We start from the raw sequence: 16,826 nt of genomic DNA, 5'->3' as shown, positions 1-16,826 counted from the left end.
TTTTATAGAATGGAGAAAAATATATGAAAAAGATTTTTGGTAAAATAATACATGGACTAGCAACTGGGATTGGGAGCTTTTTCAACGTTTTAATAAATATAATGAACGTAATTGTCGTAACCTTTGAAGGGATAAGACAATTGCTTTTGATGTTATTTATTGTAGGATGTTCGACTATTTTTATATTTCCAATAATCCCATTACTTTTGCCAAAAGAAGTTATGTATTTTATATTTGCGGTAATTTTTATACCAATTCTTGGACCAAAATTTATCTCTCTTTTAAGATATGCCAATTATACACTGACAGAATGGATGTATGATAGGGCTGACTCTATGATAACAGGCCAAAAAGTAGGATACGATAGTATTTCCGATTATTCAAACAAATACAAATATGAACAAGAACAAGCTCAAAGAAGAGCAAGAGAAGAAGCTGCTCGTCGCCAACAAGAAGAGATGAATAGAAGATTTGAAGAATTTATGAGAGGATTCTCTTATACAAATTCAAATGCTTACGGCGAATATTATCAAAATGATTATAATAATCAAGGCTATGGTGGCGCTTATAATGGCCCACAAAATATTGGCTTTAAGGAAAAATACGAAAAATCTTGTCAAACTCTAGGTCTTGGCTATGACACAGACATCTACCAAGTAAAACTAAATTACAGGAAATTAGCTAAAAAATATCATCCAGATATAAATAAAGATCCAAATGCTACAGAAATGTTTACGAAAATTAACGAAGCTTATGAATTTTTGACAGAAGAAAATATCAAAAAATATAAGCAAAATTTTAGTTAGGTAAAAATTATGGCAAACGAGAAAATTAGCACTCTAGAAGAGGCCTTTATTTTATCAGAAATTGCTGCAGGAGCAGGTGCTATGATGCTTGCAAATGGTGCAGAAACATACAGAGTTGAAGATACGGCGGAAATAATATTAAGGTCAAATTCTTTGATTAAAGATGTGGATATTTTTGCAACTTTCAATGTTATTATAATTTCCTTTTCTTATAAGGGTCAGATCCATACAAATGTTAGAAGAGTTAAGGCAAGATCCAACAACCTATATTATGTCGATAAGCTTAATACTTTTTCTAGGGAATTTTCTTTAGGAAAATATTCACTTGACCAAGCCATTGAAGAACTTGATAAAATTAAAAAATCTGAAGGAACTTCTAGAAATTTGAAAATACTTGGAGCAACTCTTGCAGCAGGTGCTTTTTCCCTGCTAATTGGGGCAGGTATTAAGGAAGTAATATTTTCATTTTTGGTTGGATTTTTAGGCTATGTCTTTTCCTTGTTTTTGGAAAATAACAAGTTAAGTTATTTTGTAGTTCATTTTTTATATGGACTATTGATTTCAAGCTTGACTTTGATAATTGATAGCCTTATTCCAATAAGCGTAAATGTCGTAATAATAAGTTCGCTTATGGCTTTTTTGCCGGGAATTATGATAACAAATGCAGTTAGAGATTTAATGAGTGGAGATGCACTTAGTGGAATGACTGGAGCAAGTCTTGCAATTTTAATATCAATTGCTTTAGCACTTGGGGTTGCAATGCCACTTGGATTGTTTGGGTTTTTAAAGTTATGAGATATACAATAGAATTTATAATAAGTACGCTTTCATCAATAGGTTTTGGTTTAGTATTTTCTATTCCAAAAAATGCTCTGCTTGTTGCAGGATTAAATGGGGGAATTGGTTGGATTATCTACAAGCTCACTCTTAATTTTAGTGGTAGTATATATTTTGCAACTTTCTTGTCTTCGCTTTTAATAGCGTCAATTGCAGAAATTCAAGCAAGAAGACTTAGATATCCAGCATCAATTTTTAATATACCAGGAATTATTAACCTATGCCCCGGAGAAGCCATATATAATACCATGAGTAGTTTTATTAATGGACATTCAGACATTGCTATCAGTAATTTTTATAGGGCAGTTGTTATAGCAGGATCCATTGCCTTTGGAGTTTTACTGGCAAGTTCATTTTCTAAGTCACTAAAAAGCTATAGAATAAGACAAACAAAAAGAACTAACTATTTAGGAGATTATAAATGATAAGAGAAATATATTTGGCTGGTGGATGTTTTTGGGGAATGGAAGCCTATTTTAAGACAATTGATGGAATTATCGACACTGAAGTAGGGTATGCAAATGGCAAGACAGAAAATACTAATTATAGAAAAGTAAAAGAAACCGATCACGCTGAAACACTTTACATTTCCTATGATGATACAATAATAACCTTTGAAAAGATTCTCGAATATTTTTACTATATAATAGATCCCTTTAGCGTAAATAAACAAGGAAATGATAGAGGTAGACAGTATAGAACAGGCATATTTTTGACAAATTCAAGCGATCTAGAAAAAGCTATTAAATTTATTAGCAAAAAACAAGAAAAAGAGAAAAACAAAATCGCAATAGAGGTAGAAAAATTAAAAAACTTTGTTATAGCCGAAGATTATCATCAAGACTACCTAGACAAAAATCCAAATGGATATTGTCATATTAATATAAACGACAAACCAGATATATAACTTGATTTTTCTTTACTATACATTATAATAATTATGCTATAACTTAAAGGAGGAGAGAATGAAAACTAAATTTTTAAGTAGATTATCACTAGCACTAATTGCTGTTTTTGCATTAACTTCATGTGGAGCTGATAATTCAAACAAAGAAGAAAGCAAAACAGAAGAAACAAAAATAGAAGAAAGTGCGCAAACAAAGGAAAATGAAGAAACTACTGAAGATAGCGACAATAATGAAGAAGCTAACAAAGATGAAGAAAAAGCAGAAACCAACTTTGATGGCAGAACACTAAATGTAGTTGCAACAAGCGAATCTTATGTTCCACTTTTTGATGAATTTACCAAAGAAACTGGAGCAAAGGTAGAATTTCTATCTATGTCAAGTGGAGAAGTAATTTCAAGAACAAAAGCTGAAGGCAAGCCAATGGCTGACTTATGGTTTGGTGGTGGACTTGATGCATTTATGGCAGCAAAAGATGATGGTCTTTTAGAAAATTATCAATCTGAAATGACTGATAAATTGCCAGAAGAATACAAAGATAAAGATGGTTTCTATTTCTCAAAAGGACTTACAGTAGTAGGATTTTTGTTAAATGATTCTATTCTTGAAGAAAAAGGACTAGAAGCACCAAAATCTTGGAAAGATTTAGCAGATCCAAAATATAAGGGCGAAATTATCATGAGTAACCCAGCTATTTCTGGTACAAACTACGCTGCACTAAAAGGACTTCTTGACCTATATGGCGAAGAAGAAGGTTGGGATTTATTTAGCAAAATCAATGACAATATAGACTTCTATTCAAAAAGAGGAAAAGATCCTCAAGAAAAAACAGCTCAAGGTGAATTTGCTATAGGAATTATTCCTGTTGACAAAATGGCTTTTGACACTGCAAAAGATAACAATCTAACAGTTGTTTATCCAGAAGATGGTATTGCTTGGGTTCCAGAAGGCGTAGCAATCTTTAAAGATAGCGAAAATGCTGATGTGGCTAAAGCTTTTGTTGACTTTATGCTAGGCGAAAAAGCTCAAGGCATGATAGCTGAAATAGATGGAAAAGATTCTAACCAACTTATAGTTCCAGGAATTGAGGGTCTAGACTTAGGTTTACCAAAAGATAAACTAATCAAAGAAGATCTTTCAACATTTGGTTCTATGAGAGAAGAAGTGCTAAACAGATTTAAAGAACTTGCTGGAGATAAAGCAAGCGAAAAATAAATTTTAAAAAATTGTGGGGCTGATATATCAGCTCCATATTTGTATATAGAAAATTATGAAAAAATCAAAAAAAATAAACTTAATAGATTTTAGCCTTGAGCTTTTACTTGCTTTGTCCGTTATTTTATTTATACTGATGCCATTTTTAAGCGTATTTATAGAAAGCTTTATAATAGATGGATCTTTAAATTTCAAGTATTATAAGGATATTTTAGCCAATAAAAACTTACTATATAATTCTTTGAAATTAGGAGTTTTAACATCTTTACTATCTCTCATAACTTCTGTGATAGTATCTGTTTACACATATTTATCAGATAAAAAAATCCAAAAAATTATTAACGTAATTTTGGCAATTACACTTATCAGCCCTCCCTTCGTAACAAGTCTAAGTTATATAAATTTATTCGGCAGAAGAGGTTTTATCACTTACAATATTTTGCATTTAAGTTTTAATCCATATAATATGTGGGGCGTTTCCTTTATGCAGACCCTATCTTTTTTATCCCTAAACTGTTTAGTTTTGTTGGGTTTGTTAAATAATATGTCTAAGGATATCTTAAACTCAGCAAGATCCTTGGGAGCTGACACAAACTCAATAATAATTGATATAATAATTCCACAACTAAAAAATGGACTTATAACAGTTTTCCTTTTAAGCTTCTTTAAAGCTATGTCAGATTTTGCAACGCCTTCAATTATAGGGGGCAAATTTAACGTATTAGCTCTAGAAAGTTATTTTGAAGTAATAGCAAATGGAAATCTTGCTAAAGCAAGCACACTAAACATTCTTCTATTGCTTCCGATACTACTTGTTTTCATTATTTCAAATATTTTTAATAAAGAAAAAACTTTGGTCGCTAATTCTTACGCTCAAAATGACGTTAATATAAAAAGAGATGGCTTAATATTTAAAATCTTTAGAGTTTTATCTATATTTATTTTGCTATTGTTAGTTTTACTATATGGATCAATTATTTTAAGTGCTTTTAGTAGAATGAAAAATGGACATTTGATTTTAACTTTGGAAAACTTTGCAAAAACTAGAAATTATATAAACAAGGCCATGCTAAGATCTGTCATATATAGCTTGATTTCGGCATTTTTTGGAACTTTAATAGGACTTTTAATAGGCTACTATATAATAATAAAAAATAGCAAGTTTATGAAAATCATCGATGTTTTTTCAAACTTACCTTATATAATTCCTGGCACATTTTTTGGATTGGGATATTTGTTGTATTTTAAATCCCCTCCAATTATGATTACTGGCACAAGTATAATTGTAGTCTTAAATGTTTTGTTTAAGCAATTACCATTTTCTAGTAGGGTTGGAAATGCAGCTATGAAATCAGTTGATCCTGGAATCGTAAACTCAATTAGAGATTTAGGTGGCAATACTTTTTATGAAATAAAAGATGGAATTATCCCGAATATAAAAGCTTCCATTAGAATTTCACTAATAAACTCATTTGTAACAACAATGACAACCGTTGGATCCATTATATTTTTAGTTTATCCAGGAAAAAAACTTATGACTCTAGTAATGTTTGATGTTATTAATAGTGGCAAGTACAACGAAGGATCAGTAATAGCACTATTGATTATGATAATTTGTTTATTATTTACCCTGGCAATAAATTTATTATTTAGACAATCGCAAAATAAGTTGAGGTTTAATGATGTATTTAGAAATTAAAAATCTTTCAAAAACATATGGAAAAAATAGAGTCCTAGATGATATCAATATAGATCTTGAAAAAGGGAAATTTCTTTGTTTACTAGGACCTTCAGGATCTGGGAAAAGTACGATTTTACATGCAATTGGCGGTTTTATTGATCATGAAGGAAGTATTTTTTTAGATGGAGAGGATATAACAGACAAGGATCCAAATGATAGAAAAGTTGCGACAGTTTTCCAAAGCCTAGGCTTATTTTCTCACATGACAGTTATGAAAAACGTAATGTATGGTCTAAAATTTAATCAAAAATCCTTAACCAACAAAGAAAAAGAAGATCTAGCCTTAAAAACCATAGAGATGGTGGGACTTAAAGGATATGAAAATAGAAAACCAAGTGAACTTTCTGGTGGAGAAAAACAAAGAGTTGCCCTAGCAAGGAGTCTTGTAGTAAAACCCAAAATTTTATTAATGGATGAGCCTTTTAGTGCGCTAGATCAAAAACTTAGAGAAAGAATGCAACTTGAAATAAGAAAAATTCACAAGGAATTTAAGCTTACAACAATTTTTGTAACCCACGATCAAGCTGAAGCCTTCAAAATGGCTGATGAAGTCATAGTATTAAACAAAGGGAAAATTATAGACAGAGGAAATCCTTCAAAAATTTACAATCATCCTTCAAACAAAGAAAGCTTAGATTTTATTGGTCAAAAAAACTTTGTAAATGATTCCTACGTAAGACCTGAAAAAATCACATTTGCAGATGATGGAGAAGAATTTACCATCACAGACATAATATTTGTTGGAAGCTTTGTTGAAATATATCTATCAAATGATTTGCGAAAATTAAAAATGCTAACACTAAACAATAATTTTGACAAAAAAACAGGAGAAAAAGTTAAAGTATCATACGAAATGGAAAAAATATCATGAAAATATTGCACGTTTTAACACAACTTCCTGCCAAAACTGGAAGTGGAGTTTATTTTACAAATTTAATTGAAAGTTTAAATCAACCAGGCATTGAAAATGCAGCAGTATATGGCTATGAAAAAGAACATGACGTTAAAGTAAATTGCAAAATTTCTTTGCCAGTTACCTACAACACAGAGGAATTACCCTTTAGAATTTGTGGAATGAGCGATGAAATGCCATACGAATCTACCGTTTATTCAGAAATGACAGATGAGCAGATTGAAATTTTACTAAAAGCTTTTAAAAAAAGACTAATAGAAATCAAAGAAGAATTTAAACCAGATCTTGTAATAACCCACCATTTATTTTTCATAAGCGATTTGGTAAGAGAGATTTTCGATAAGGAAAAAGTAGTAGGAATATCTCATGGAACAGACATTAGGCAAATAAAAAAACATAAGAAATTTCTAAAAAGACTAAGCCACATAAAAGATCTAGACTATGTATTAACAGTTACAGACAAAGAAGATGAGGCTATCATCAAACTATTAAAGGTAGATCCAGGAAAGATTCATAATGTAGGTGGCGGATATAACGATAAAATATTTTATCCGCCAAAATTTACCCACGTAAAAGATACAATAGATTTAGTTTATGCAGGAAAAGTCAGTCAGTCAAAAGGTGTTTTTGAACTTTGCAAAACATTGCCAATACTTGAAAAAAATTATCCAAATATCAGATTATATATAATTGGTAATGCTAGCGAAGAATCAATTCATATAATGAAAGAATCCTCCAATTACTCAAAAAGACTTATAATTTGCCATGCACTAGATCAGAAAAAATTAGCACACTTGCTAAGAGAATCTGATATTTTTATCTTGCCATCATACTTTGAAGCCCTAGGTTTAATCGCAATAGAAGCACTAGCCTGCGATAGACTAGTAGTAGCAAGTCATATAGATGGATTAATAGAAACATTAGGAGAAAATACAAAACAAGCAAAAGTAATAGAATTTACCGAACTACCAAGAATTTACGACATAGACAAGGCTTATGAAGAAGACAAAAAGGCCTACGTAGAAAGACTTAGCATAAATATAGAAAAACAAATTAAAAGAATAAATCAAAATTTATTCACAAATGAAGTAAGAGAAGAAATAAAAAGCTTATCTTGGTCTAATATAGGAAATAAAATACTAAAAATAATAAAAAATTAAAAAAAGTATTGACAAATAAAATAAAGCTGGTATTATATATCTTGTCGTTAACAAGCGACAAAAGAACCGGATAAGAAAACTTATCCAATAATTAAATAGTAATTAAACAAAAATCAATTAATTTGAGTAACCTTAAAAAGACAAGTATAAATTGTCTAAAAAATGATTCCAATCTATGATAAATAGATGGATAAAACTTAAATCACGCATTGATTAAATCAGTGTAAATGAAAGAGCTTGAATCAAAAGCTCTCATAAATTTTCATGAGAGTTTGATCCTGGCTCAGGATAAACGCTGGCGGCGTGCATAACACATGCAAGTCGAACGATGAAACTCATTTGAATTCTTCGGAATGAAAATAAGTGGATTAGTGGCGAACGGGTGAGTAACACGTGAGTAACCTGCCTTAGAGATGGGGATAGCCTTAGGAAACTGAGAATAATACCCAATAACATAAAGCGATCGCATGATAGCCTTATCAAAGAATCTCGCTCTAAGATGGACTTGCGTCTGATTAGCTAGTTGGTAAGATAAAAGCCTACCAAGGCAACGATCAGTAGCCGGCTTGAGAGAGTGTACGGCCACATTGGGACTGAGACACGGCCCAGACTCCTACGGGAGGCAGCAGTGGGGAATTTTGCACAATGGGGGAAACCCTGATGCAGCGACGCCGCGTGATTTAGAAGGCCTTCGGGTTGTAAAAATCTTTTGTATAGGAAGAAAATGACAGTACTATACGAATAAGGTCCGGCTAAATACGTGCCAGCAGCCGCGGTAATACGTATGGACCAAGCGTTGTCCGGAATCATTGGGCGTAAAGGGTACGTAGGCGGTTAAATAAGTTAGAAGTGAAATCCCATAGCTCAACTATAGTAAGCTTCTAAAACTGTATAACTTGAGAAATGAAAGGGAAAGTGGAATTCCTAGTGTAGCGGTGAAATGCGCAGATATTAGGAGGAATACCGGTGGCGAAGGCGACTTTCTGGTCATATTCTGACGCTGAGGTACGAAAGCGTGGGTAGCAAACAGGATTAGATACCCTGGTAGTCCACGCCGTAAACGATGAGTGTTAGGTGTCTGGAGTAAATCTGGGTGCCGCAGCTAACGCAATAAACACTCCGCCTGGGGAGTACGCACGCAAGTGTGAAACTCAAAGGAATTGACGGGGACCCGCACAAGCAGCGGAGCATGTGGTTTAATTCGAAGCAACGCGAAAAACCTTACCAAGTCTTGACATAATACGGAGGGTAATAGAGATATTATCTTATGGCTTCGGCCAACTGTATTACAGGTGGTGCATGGTTGTCGTCAGCTCGTGTCGTGAGATGTTGGGTTAAGTCCCATAACGAGCGCAACCCTTATGGCTAGTTACCATCATTAAGTTGGGGACTCTAGCAATACTGCCGGTGACAAACCGGAGGAAGGTGGGGATGACGTCAAATCATCATGCCCTATATGACTTGGGCTACACACGTGCTACAATGGCAGGAACAGAGAGCAGCGAAATTGCAAAATCAAGCGAACCTCAAAAAGCCTGTCCCAGTTCGGATTGATCTCTGCAACTCGAGATCATGAAGTTGGAGTTGCTAGTAATCGCGAATCAGCATGTCGCGGTGAATGCGTTCCCGGGTCTTGTACACACCGCCCGTCACACCATGGGAGTTGGCAATACCCGAAGCCTGTGAGCAAACCGTTAAGGATGCAGCAGTCGAAGGTAGGGTCAGTAACTGGGGTGAAGTCGTAACAAGGTAGCCGTATCGGAAGGTGCGGCTGGATCACCTCCTTTCTAAGGAAGAGCTAGCGGCAAGCCGCTAGCTTTCGAGAATGACAGGTTATTCTCAAAAATTAGAAAAGAAAAATAATCATTGATATTACATGGGGGTATAGCTCAGCTGGGAGAGCACCTGCCTTGCACGCAGGGGGTCAAGAGTTCGAATCTCTTTACCTCCACCAACTAGTTAAAAAGGAAACTAATTAACTAGAAAACCGAACCACTCAGAAATGAGAAAAAACTAAATAGCAAACAATATTTCCAGTCAAGAAACAAAGGGCTCAAGGTGGATGCCTTGGCACATGAAGGCGAAGAAGGACGTAAGTGAACGAAAACTAGGGAAAGCTCACAAAAAGCCATAACCCCTAGGTCTCCGAATGGGGAAACCCGTCTAATGAAGAATTAGACATCATAAGATAAACACATAGTCTTATGAAGCAAGACCCTGCGAACTGAAACATCTAAGTAGCAGGAGGAAAAGAAAGAAAACTCGATTTTCCAAGTAGCGGCGAGCGAAAAGAAAACAGCCCAACCCAATAAGAAATAAGTTTTTTAGTCAAATCATTTGGGAAAATGAACCAAAGAAAGTGAAAGTCTTGTAGACGAAAGAAAGCATATTTTTGGGAGCAAGTAGCAGTGAACACGAGGAATTTGCTGTGAAGATAGGGGGCCCATCCCCTAAGGCTAAATACTAACATGTGACCGATAGCGAACAAGTACCGTGAGGGAAAGGTGAAAAGAACCCCGCAAGGGGAGTGAAATAGAACCTGAAACCTTAAGCCTACAATCAGACAGAGATCAAAAGATTGATGTCGTACCTTTTGTAGAATGGGCCAGCGAGTTATCATATCAAGCAAGATTAAGCATTTAAGATGTGAAGTCAAAGCGAAAGCGAGTCTTAACAGGGCGAAAGTTTAATATGATAGACCCGAAACCGGGTGATCTAGCCATGGTCAGAGTGAAGGTGAAGTAAAATTCACTGGAGGCTCGAACCGGGTGCGGTTTAAAACGCATCGGATGAACTGTGGCTAGGGGCGAAAAACCAAACGAACCCGGAGATAGCTGGTTCTCCTCGAAATAGCTTTAGGGCTAGCCTATGATCAAAGATTTAAGGAGGTAGAGCACTGAATGGCCTAGGGCGGTTACCGTACCAAAGCCTATCAAACTCCGAATGCCAAAAAATCAAATCATGGAGTCAGACTTAGAGGGATAAGCTCCTAAGTCGAAAGGGAAACAGCCCAGACCGACAGCTAAGGTCCCAAAATCTGGATTAAGTGGAAAAGGATGTGAACCTACTAAGACAACCAGGACGTTGGCTTAGAAGCAGCCATACATTTAAAGAATGCGTAATAGCTCACTGGTCAAGTGGGTTTGCGCCGAAAATAAACGGGGCTAAAATCCAGTACCGAAGCTTCGGATTGATAGAGAATTTAAATCTATCTCATAAAAAGGAAACCATAAAAAAAGGCAAAAGAAAACTTAACTAGGAAATATAAAAAAACAATCAAGATAAACGAGTTATAAAAAAATACGCAAATATCAAACACAAAGATAAAGGTAAGTTGTAAACTCAATTATCACCGAAAAACAGACATACAAAAGTATGAACCTGGTAAAAGAATTCCAAAACCGAAAACATGGTTACTTATGAATAGATTTAAACTCTCTATCAGTGGTAGAGGAGCATTGTATAAGCGAAGAAGCCAAAGTGAAAACAAAAGTGGAGCCTATACAAGAGAGAATGCTGGCATGAGTAGCGAGAAGGAGAGTGAGAATCTCTCCCGTCGAAACCCTAAGGACTCCTGAGCAAGGCTCGTCCCCTCAGGGAAAGTCGGGACCTAAGGCAAGGCCGAAAGGCGTAGCCGATGGACAACAGGTTTAAAATCCTGTACCGCTTAAAGTCGTAAAAGAGATGTGATGACGCAAGAGGACACACTAGCTGCCTGATGGATGGCAGTCTAAACACAAAGGCTTTTCAGTAGGCAAATCCGCTGATCAGCAGCCAATGTGCGATAGGCATCGAAAACACAAGTAGAGAAATAGTTAAATTCAAATTGCCAAGAAAAGTCACTATCAAGACCAAAGCGCCCGTACCAAAACCGACACAGGTAGGGAGGTAGAGAATACCAAGACGCGCGGAAGAACCTTTGTTAAGGAACTCGGCAAAATATCCCCGTAAGTTCGCAAGAAGGGGAGCCAGAGCGATCTGGCCACAGAAACCAGGCCCAAGCGACTGTTTACCAAAAACACAAGTTTCTGCAAAATCGCAAGATGAAGTATAGGAGCTGACACCTGCCCGGTGCTGGAAGGTTAAGGGGAAGAGTTAGTCGTAAGACGAAGCTTAGAACTTAAGCCCCAGTAAACGGCGGCCGTAACTATAACGGTCCTAAGGTAGCGAAATTCCTTGTCGGGTAAGTTCCGACCCGCACGAAAGGTGTAACGATTTGGGCACTGTCTCAACAAAGGATCCGGTGAAATTGTAGTAGTCGTGAAGATGCGACTTACCCACGCTAGGACGGAAAGACCCCGTGGAGCTTTACTGTAGGCTGATATTGGATTTTGAGATTAGACGTACAGGATAGTTGGGAGACAATGAAACCTGCACGCCAGTGTAGGCGAAGTCACCCTTGGGATACCAACCCTCTAATATCAAAATTCTAACAATAACCCATGAAGCTGGGCATTGGACATTGTCAGTTGGGCAGTTTGACTGGGGCGGTCGCCTCCCAAAAAGTAACGGAGGCGTTCAAAGGTTCGCTCAGAATGGACGGAAACCATTCGCAGAGTACAAAGGCACAAGCGAGCTTAACTGCGAGATAAACAAATCAAGCAGAGTAGAAATACGGACTTAGTGATCCGGTGGTTCCGAATGGAAGGGCCATCGCTCAACGGATAAAAGCTACCCCGGGGATAACAGGCTTATCTCCCCCAAGAGTCCACATCGACGGGGAGGTTTGGCACCTCGATGTCGGCTCGTCTCATCCTGGGGCTGAAGTAGGTCCCAAGGGTTGGGCTGTTCGCCCATTAAAGAGGCACGCGAGCTGGGTTCAGAACGTCGTGAGACAGTTCGGTCCCTATCCAGCGTGGGCGTAAGAAATTTGCGAGGAGCTGTCCCTAGTACGAGAGGACCGGGATGGACATACCACTGGTGCACCAGTTGTTTCGCCAGAAGCATAGCTGGGTAGCTAAGTATGGAATTGATAAGTACTGAAAGCATCTAAGTACGAAGCAACCCTCAAGATAAGATTTCTCAAAGAAGGTAAAGAAAATACCTTAGATAGGTCCAAGGTGTAAGTACAGTAATGTATTAAGCTAAAGGATACTAACCATTAAAACTTGACTGGAAATATTGTGCCTGCCCTATCCCGATTCGATGAAATCGAATCGTAGGAAGGTCAGCCGCCAGATTTGTTCAAGGTGCGAAGCAGCTTGAGTACAAATCACGGCGTATGATAAGGATAGAGTAGGGTTTATCTAATAACTAGGTAGACTGCTATTTAGAAGGTTCAAAAATACTTAACCAAAAAGGTTAGGGTCATGAATATAGTGGCGATAGCGCTGGGGATACACCTGTAACCATACCGAACACAGAAGTTAAGCCCAACAACGCCGATGGTACTCGGAGGGAAGCCTCCCGGTAGAGTAGGAAGCTGCTAAACATTTAAAAACTACTAGCCAATAGGCTAGTAGAAATTAAATGAAAAAAAAGATATGCTTAGGTAGCTCAATGGTGGAGCACCCGGCTGTTAACCGGTAGGTTGTGGGTTCGAGTCCCACCCTGAGCGCCAACAATATTTATAAATTTATAAATGATTTGTAAAATATTGGTTAATGAAATATAACAATAAGTACAATATTAATGATAATTACTTTATCGCGGGATAGAGCAGTTTGGTAGCTCGTCGGGCTCATAACCCGGAGGTCGTTGGTTCAAATCCAGCTCCCGCAACCAAAGAAAATTTATTGTTTTTTATGTGGCGAAGTAGCTCAGTTGGCTAGAGCATTCGGTTCATACCCGGAGTGTCAAGAGTTCAAGTCTCTTCTTCGCTACCATTTTTTTATTTAGAAGTTTATAAATATTTTGGCCCCATGGTCAAGCGGTTAAGACATCGCCCTCTCACGGCGGGTTCTCGGGTTCGAATCCCGATGGGGTCACCATAATTCAATTTTTATTAAACTATAAGGCCCTATGGTCAAGCGGTTAAGACACCACCCTTTCACGGTGGTATCCCGGGTTCAAATCCCGGTAGGGTCACCAAATCAATTTATTTGATATTATAAAATGATAGCAATCTTTGACGGGGATATCACCGTGTTCACGGTGGTAAGTTCTTTGGATTCGCCAAAGGCTCATCTCAAAGATTTTAAATATAAATATTTAAAACCCTACAAGGGACTGGGTTACAAATCCCGGTAGGGTCACCAAATTAATTTATTTGATGTTATAAAACGATAGCAACTTTGACGGGGGTATCACCGTGTTCACGGCGGTAAGTTCTTTGGATTCGCCAAAGGCTCATCTCAAAGATTTTAAATATAAATATTTAAAACCCTACAAGGGACTGGATTACAAATCCCGGGAGGGTCACCATTATGGAAGTATAGCTCAGTTGGGAGAGCATCTGCCTTACAAGCAGGGGGTCACAGGTTCGAGCCCTGTTACTTCCACCATATTTTAACTAATTAATTAATATTTTGATAATTACAAGTTGCTGATGTAGCTCAATTGGCAGAGCAATTGATTTGTAATCAATAGGTTGTAGGTTCAAGTCCTATCATCAGCTCCAAAGAATTTAAATAGTTTATGGCTCGGTAGTTCAGCTGGTTAGAATGCCGCCCTGTCACGGCGGAGGTCGTGGGTTCGATCCCCATCCGAGTCGCCAATGTACTTATGTTTTTTTATAAGTATTTGTCATTTTGAGACTTTTTTGATATAATCTAAGTAGATAATTTTATTTTGCGGATGTGGCTCAGTGGTAGAGCATCGCCTTGCCAAGGCGAGGGTCGCGAGTTCGAATCTCGTCATCCGCTCCAAATTTTAAATATTTTTAATTTTATATAAATTTTAATTATTTCTTGCATTAATGTGATATTTGTGTTATAATTATGTCAGTCAAGATAATGTGCGCCTGTAGCTCAGCTGGATAGAGCAACGGACTTCTAATCCGTGTGCCGGGGGTTCGATTCCTCCCAGGCGCGCCATTTATTTTTTTAAATTTATTTGTGCCATTAGCTCAGCTGGATAGAGCGTCTGGCTACGGACCAGAAGGCCTGGGGTTCGAATCCTCAATGGCACGCCAAGTGATTTTAAATAATTTCATATTATAGATTTAAGCAGGTTTCAGACCTGTTTTTATTTTAAATATTTTTATTACTTTAAATTGATTAGTTCATTTATTTTTTATTTATAGAAAATACTATGCATTTACTTTGTCTAATAGCAGATCATAGTCAATAAATTTTAAAGATTTTAAAATAATTTTTCTCTTTGATAAAGTTTTAAAATTTTGTAAATTTAATTACAAATATAAGATACAGATAATAAAAAAGATAGATAAGGAGTAAGTCAACATAATATGTGGATGCTTAGTTGATATTTTTTGCTATTAATAAGTAGTAAGGTTTTACTATTCTAGTTGGAAAAATATTTGAGCTGATAATGAACTTCAATTACTTTAAAATGTTATAATGAATTTAAGATATTATTTTGATTACGGGAGAATATATGGGGCAAGGAACTTGCGCTTTTTGTAAAAAAAGACTAACTGATCATGATGGTAGTATTGTCTATTTTGTCTATAATCGAGAAGATTTATTAAATTATAATGAAAAATTTTTAAAACAATATAATCCACATTTAGACTCTATAATTTTTGGATATGAAGATCTCGATGATTATATCTTGTGGCTTTGTAATAATTGTAAGACTGCCAATGTATGGTCTCAAAATTCTGATGAATATGGAGCCTTTAAATTAAAAGCAGGTGTGGATATAACGTTAGATTTGAATGAAATAAGAAAGTTTCAAGAGATTCTTATAATTCATGCCTTAGATGATACTTCGAATATATATTTATCAGATTTTATAGATAAAAATCCATTAAGACCTTATAAGTACTATGCTTCTAAAGATTATAGAAATGTGTATATTATCGATATTGCTAAAGATTGTTTAGATAGGATTTATGAATTAATAAGAATGGGGTGAATTTATGCTAATCAATGCTATTAGATTCAATGAATTAGAGGATATTTTAAGAGAAAAAGGTAAATTAGAAAAGTTTGAAAGAGAATCTGGAGAAATTTTAGTATTACTTATAGAAATTTAAAGATAAATAAGGCTATAAATCATAGCCTTATTTCATTTCATCTCCTAGATGTTTTAATTTATCAATTTGGTCTTCTCTTCCTAGAACAATTAGTACATCTCCAATTTTAAAAATGTAATCTACTGGAGGGTTAAATTGTAATTGATCACATTCAACCTTTTTTATTGCTAGAACGATCAGACCAGTTTTTTTAGGAATTTGAGCTTCTAATAGTGTTTTGTTTTCCAGATAGGAAGCTTTTTTTACAATTACTTCTTCTAAATCAAGTTCAACATCACCGATTCTTGTGACTACATCCAAAAAAGAGATAATATTAGGCTTTATCATAAGTGAGGCCATTCTTTTGCCGCTTATTTCTACAGCTGACAAAGTTTTGTTTGCACCGACTTTTAATAATTTTTCACTGCCAGATTTGCTGATGGAATTTGCTATGATGTAAATTTCTTTATTTAGATTTCTTGCTGTAAGAACCGTTACAATGTTATCTACCTCACTATCTAAGGTCGAAATAAGCCCCTTAGCTTTTTTAATTCCTGCATGTTCTAAGATGCTTTCTTCTGTAGAATGTCCTTCGATTACTAAAACGTCATGGTGACTATAATCATCAAGGTCTTTTATGTTATCAGTTATTACTACAAAATTTAAATTCTCATCAATAAATTTTTTTATTATAACTTCTGCCAATTCCCCAGATCCACATATTATATAATGGTCACTTAAAGCGGAAATTTTTTTCTCCATTTTACTTCCTTTCCACAATTCTGTAAGCTTGCCTTCAACAAACATTGCAACTACTGTTGTAAAGGTATATCCAACTACACCTACACCTAAAAATATCATAAAAATTGAAAAGATTTCAGATTGATCGCTTGTTGTTCCAACCTCACCAAAACCAACAGTTGATATTGTAATGACGGTCATATATAAAGCATCTACAAAATCAACTTTTAATAATATCATATAGCCTAATACGCCAATTACTATCAAAAGTATAAAGGCATAGACAATAAATTTAAGCTTCTTTTTCTCTTCCATAAGATTCTCCAATAGCTTTTATTAAATGAAAGTAAGCAAAAAAATTAATAAGTAAAGGAAAAGAGGATTTTATATTAAGAAAAAATTCTTAACGACAGTCCTCTTTATAATTC

10 protein-coding genes, 12 tRNA genes and 3 rRNA genes are annotated in these 16,826 nt (G+C 35.7%); 24 read left to right on the top strand and 1 reads right to left on the bottom strand.

Features of this window, described 5'->3' with window-relative positions; genetic code table 11:
• Window positions 1–23: 23 nt before the first annotated feature.
• From GAN53_RS04455 to GAN53_RS04340, 24 genes are all read left to right on the top strand, one after another.
• Window positions 24–806, top strand: a complete 783-nt coding sequence (locus tag GAN53_RS04455; RefSeq protein WP_151409768.1) for a J domain-containing protein — start codon at window positions 24–26, stop codon at window positions 804–806.
• A 9-nt stretch (window positions 807–815) separates the two neighbouring features.
• Window positions 816–1,601, top strand: coding sequence for a threonine/serine ThrE exporter family protein (locus tag GAN53_RS04450; RefSeq protein WP_151409767.1), 786 nt, complete (start codon window positions 816–818; stop codon window positions 1,599–1,601).
• Entirely contained in the window at window positions 1,598–2,068 is a 471-nt protein-coding gene (locus GAN53_RS04445) for a threonine/serine exporter family protein (protein WP_151409766.1), read from the top strand. Before GAN53_RS04450 ends, GAN53_RS04445 begins: the two co-directional genes overlap by 4 nt.
• Complete coding sequence (gene msrA / locus GAN53_RS04440; RefSeq protein ID WP_151409765.1) at window positions 2,065–2,550, top strand: peptide-methionine (S)-S-oxide reductase MsrA; 486 nt, start codon at window positions 2,065–2,067, stop codon at window positions 2,548–2,550. Before GAN53_RS04445 ends, msrA begins: the two co-directional genes overlap by 4 nt.
• Window positions 2,551–2,608: 58 nt before the next feature.
• A complete protein-coding gene (locus GAN53_RS04435) occupies window positions 2,609–3,763 on the top strand; it encodes an ABC transporter substrate-binding protein (protein ID WP_151409764.1) in 1,155 nt (384 codons plus the stop codon).
• 55 nt (window positions 3,764–3,818) lie between these two features.
• Entirely contained in the window at window positions 3,819–5,462 is a 1,644-nt protein-coding gene (locus tag GAN53_RS04430; RefSeq protein ID WP_151409763.1) for an ABC transporter permease, read from the top strand.
• Window positions 5,443–6,375 (top strand): ABC transporter ATP-binding protein, encoded by a 933-nt coding sequence (locus GAN53_RS04425; RefSeq protein WP_225791817.1) that lies wholly within the window; start codon window positions 5,443–5,445, stop codon window positions 6,373–6,375. Before GAN53_RS04430 ends, GAN53_RS04425 begins: the two co-directional genes overlap by 20 nt.
• Complete coding sequence (locus GAN53_RS04420; protein ID WP_151409762.1) at window positions 6,372–7,577, top strand: glycosyltransferase family 4 protein; 1,206 nt, start codon at window positions 6,372–6,374, stop codon at window positions 7,575–7,577. The genes GAN53_RS04425 and GAN53_RS04420 overlap by 4 nt, the downstream gene beginning before the upstream one ends.
• Window positions 7,578–7,837: 260 nt before the next feature.
• A 16S ribosomal RNA gene (locus tag GAN53_RS04415) occupies window positions 7,838–9,364 on the top strand.
• A 91-nt stretch (window positions 9,365–9,455) separates the two neighbouring features.
• Window positions 9,456–9,531 (top strand) — tRNA-Ala (locus tag GAN53_RS04410).
• Between the two features lie 81 nt (window positions 9,532–9,612).
• Window positions 9,613–12,693 (top strand): 23S ribosomal RNA (locus GAN53_RS04405).
• 198 nt (window positions 12,694–12,891) lie between these two features.
• A 5S ribosomal RNA gene (gene rrf / locus GAN53_RS04400) occupies window positions 12,892–13,008 on the top strand.
• The 16S, 23S and 5S rRNA genes sit together here with 12 tRNA genes alongside, the layout of an rRNA operon.
• A 54-nt stretch (window positions 13,009–13,062) precedes the next feature.
• A tRNA-Asn gene (locus GAN53_RS04395) sits at window positions 13,063–13,137 on the top strand.
• 87 nt (window positions 13,138–13,224) lie between these two features.
• Window positions 13,225–13,301, top strand: a tRNA-Met gene (locus tag GAN53_RS04390).
• Between the two features lie 24 nt (window positions 13,302–13,325).
• Window positions 13,326–13,402, top strand: a tRNA-Met gene (locus GAN53_RS04385).
• A gap of 30 nt (window positions 13,403–13,432) precedes the next feature.
• Window positions 13,433–13,507: transfer RNA gene (locus tag GAN53_RS04380), tRNA-Glu, on the top strand.
• 25 nt (window positions 13,508–13,532) lie between these two features.
• A tRNA-Glu gene (locus GAN53_RS04375) sits at window positions 13,533–13,607 on the top strand.
• A 337-nt stretch (window positions 13,608–13,944) separates the two neighbouring features.
• Window positions 13,945–14,020, top strand: a tRNA-Val gene (locus tag GAN53_RS04370).
• A 40-nt stretch (window positions 14,021–14,060) separates the two neighbouring features.
• Window positions 14,061–14,136: transfer RNA gene (locus GAN53_RS04365), tRNA-Thr, on the top strand.
• Window positions 14,137–14,155: 19 nt separating this feature from the next.
• Window positions 14,156–14,232 (top strand) — tRNA-Asp (locus tag GAN53_RS04360).
• A gap of 76 nt (window positions 14,233–14,308) precedes the next feature.
• Window positions 14,309–14,383 (top strand) — tRNA-Gly (locus GAN53_RS04355).
• Between the two features lie 91 nt (window positions 14,384–14,474).
• A tRNA-Arg gene (locus GAN53_RS04350) sits at window positions 14,475–14,551 on the top strand.
• Between the two features lie 21 nt (window positions 14,552–14,572).
• A tRNA-Arg gene (locus GAN53_RS04345) sits at window positions 14,573–14,649 on the top strand.
• A gap of 425 nt (window positions 14,650–15,074) precedes the next feature.
• Window positions 15,075–15,557, top strand: a complete 483-nt coding sequence (locus GAN53_RS04340) for a hypothetical protein (RefSeq protein ID WP_151409761.1) — start codon at window positions 15,075–15,077, stop codon at window positions 15,555–15,557.
• Window positions 15,558–15,705: 148 nt separating this feature from the next.
• On the opposite strand, the gene GAN53_RS04335 is transcribed toward GAN53_RS04340, so the two are convergent.
• Window positions 15,706–16,713: a potassium channel family protein gene (locus tag GAN53_RS04335; RefSeq protein WP_151409760.1), complete on the bottom strand. Its 1,008-nt coding sequence runs from the start codon at window positions 16,711–16,713 to the stop codon at window positions 15,706–15,708.
• Between the last annotated feature and the right edge of the window lie 113 nt (window positions 16,714–16,826).

Origin of the sequence: Anaerococcus sp. Marseille-P9784 (assembly GCF_902500265.1) — a bacterium.
GTDB lineage: Bacteria > Bacillota > Clostridia > Tissierellales > Peptoniphilaceae > Anaerococcus.
The sequence above is the reverse complement of the archived record's forward strand: the minus strand, read 5'-3'. Positions and strand labels throughout refer to the sequence as shown.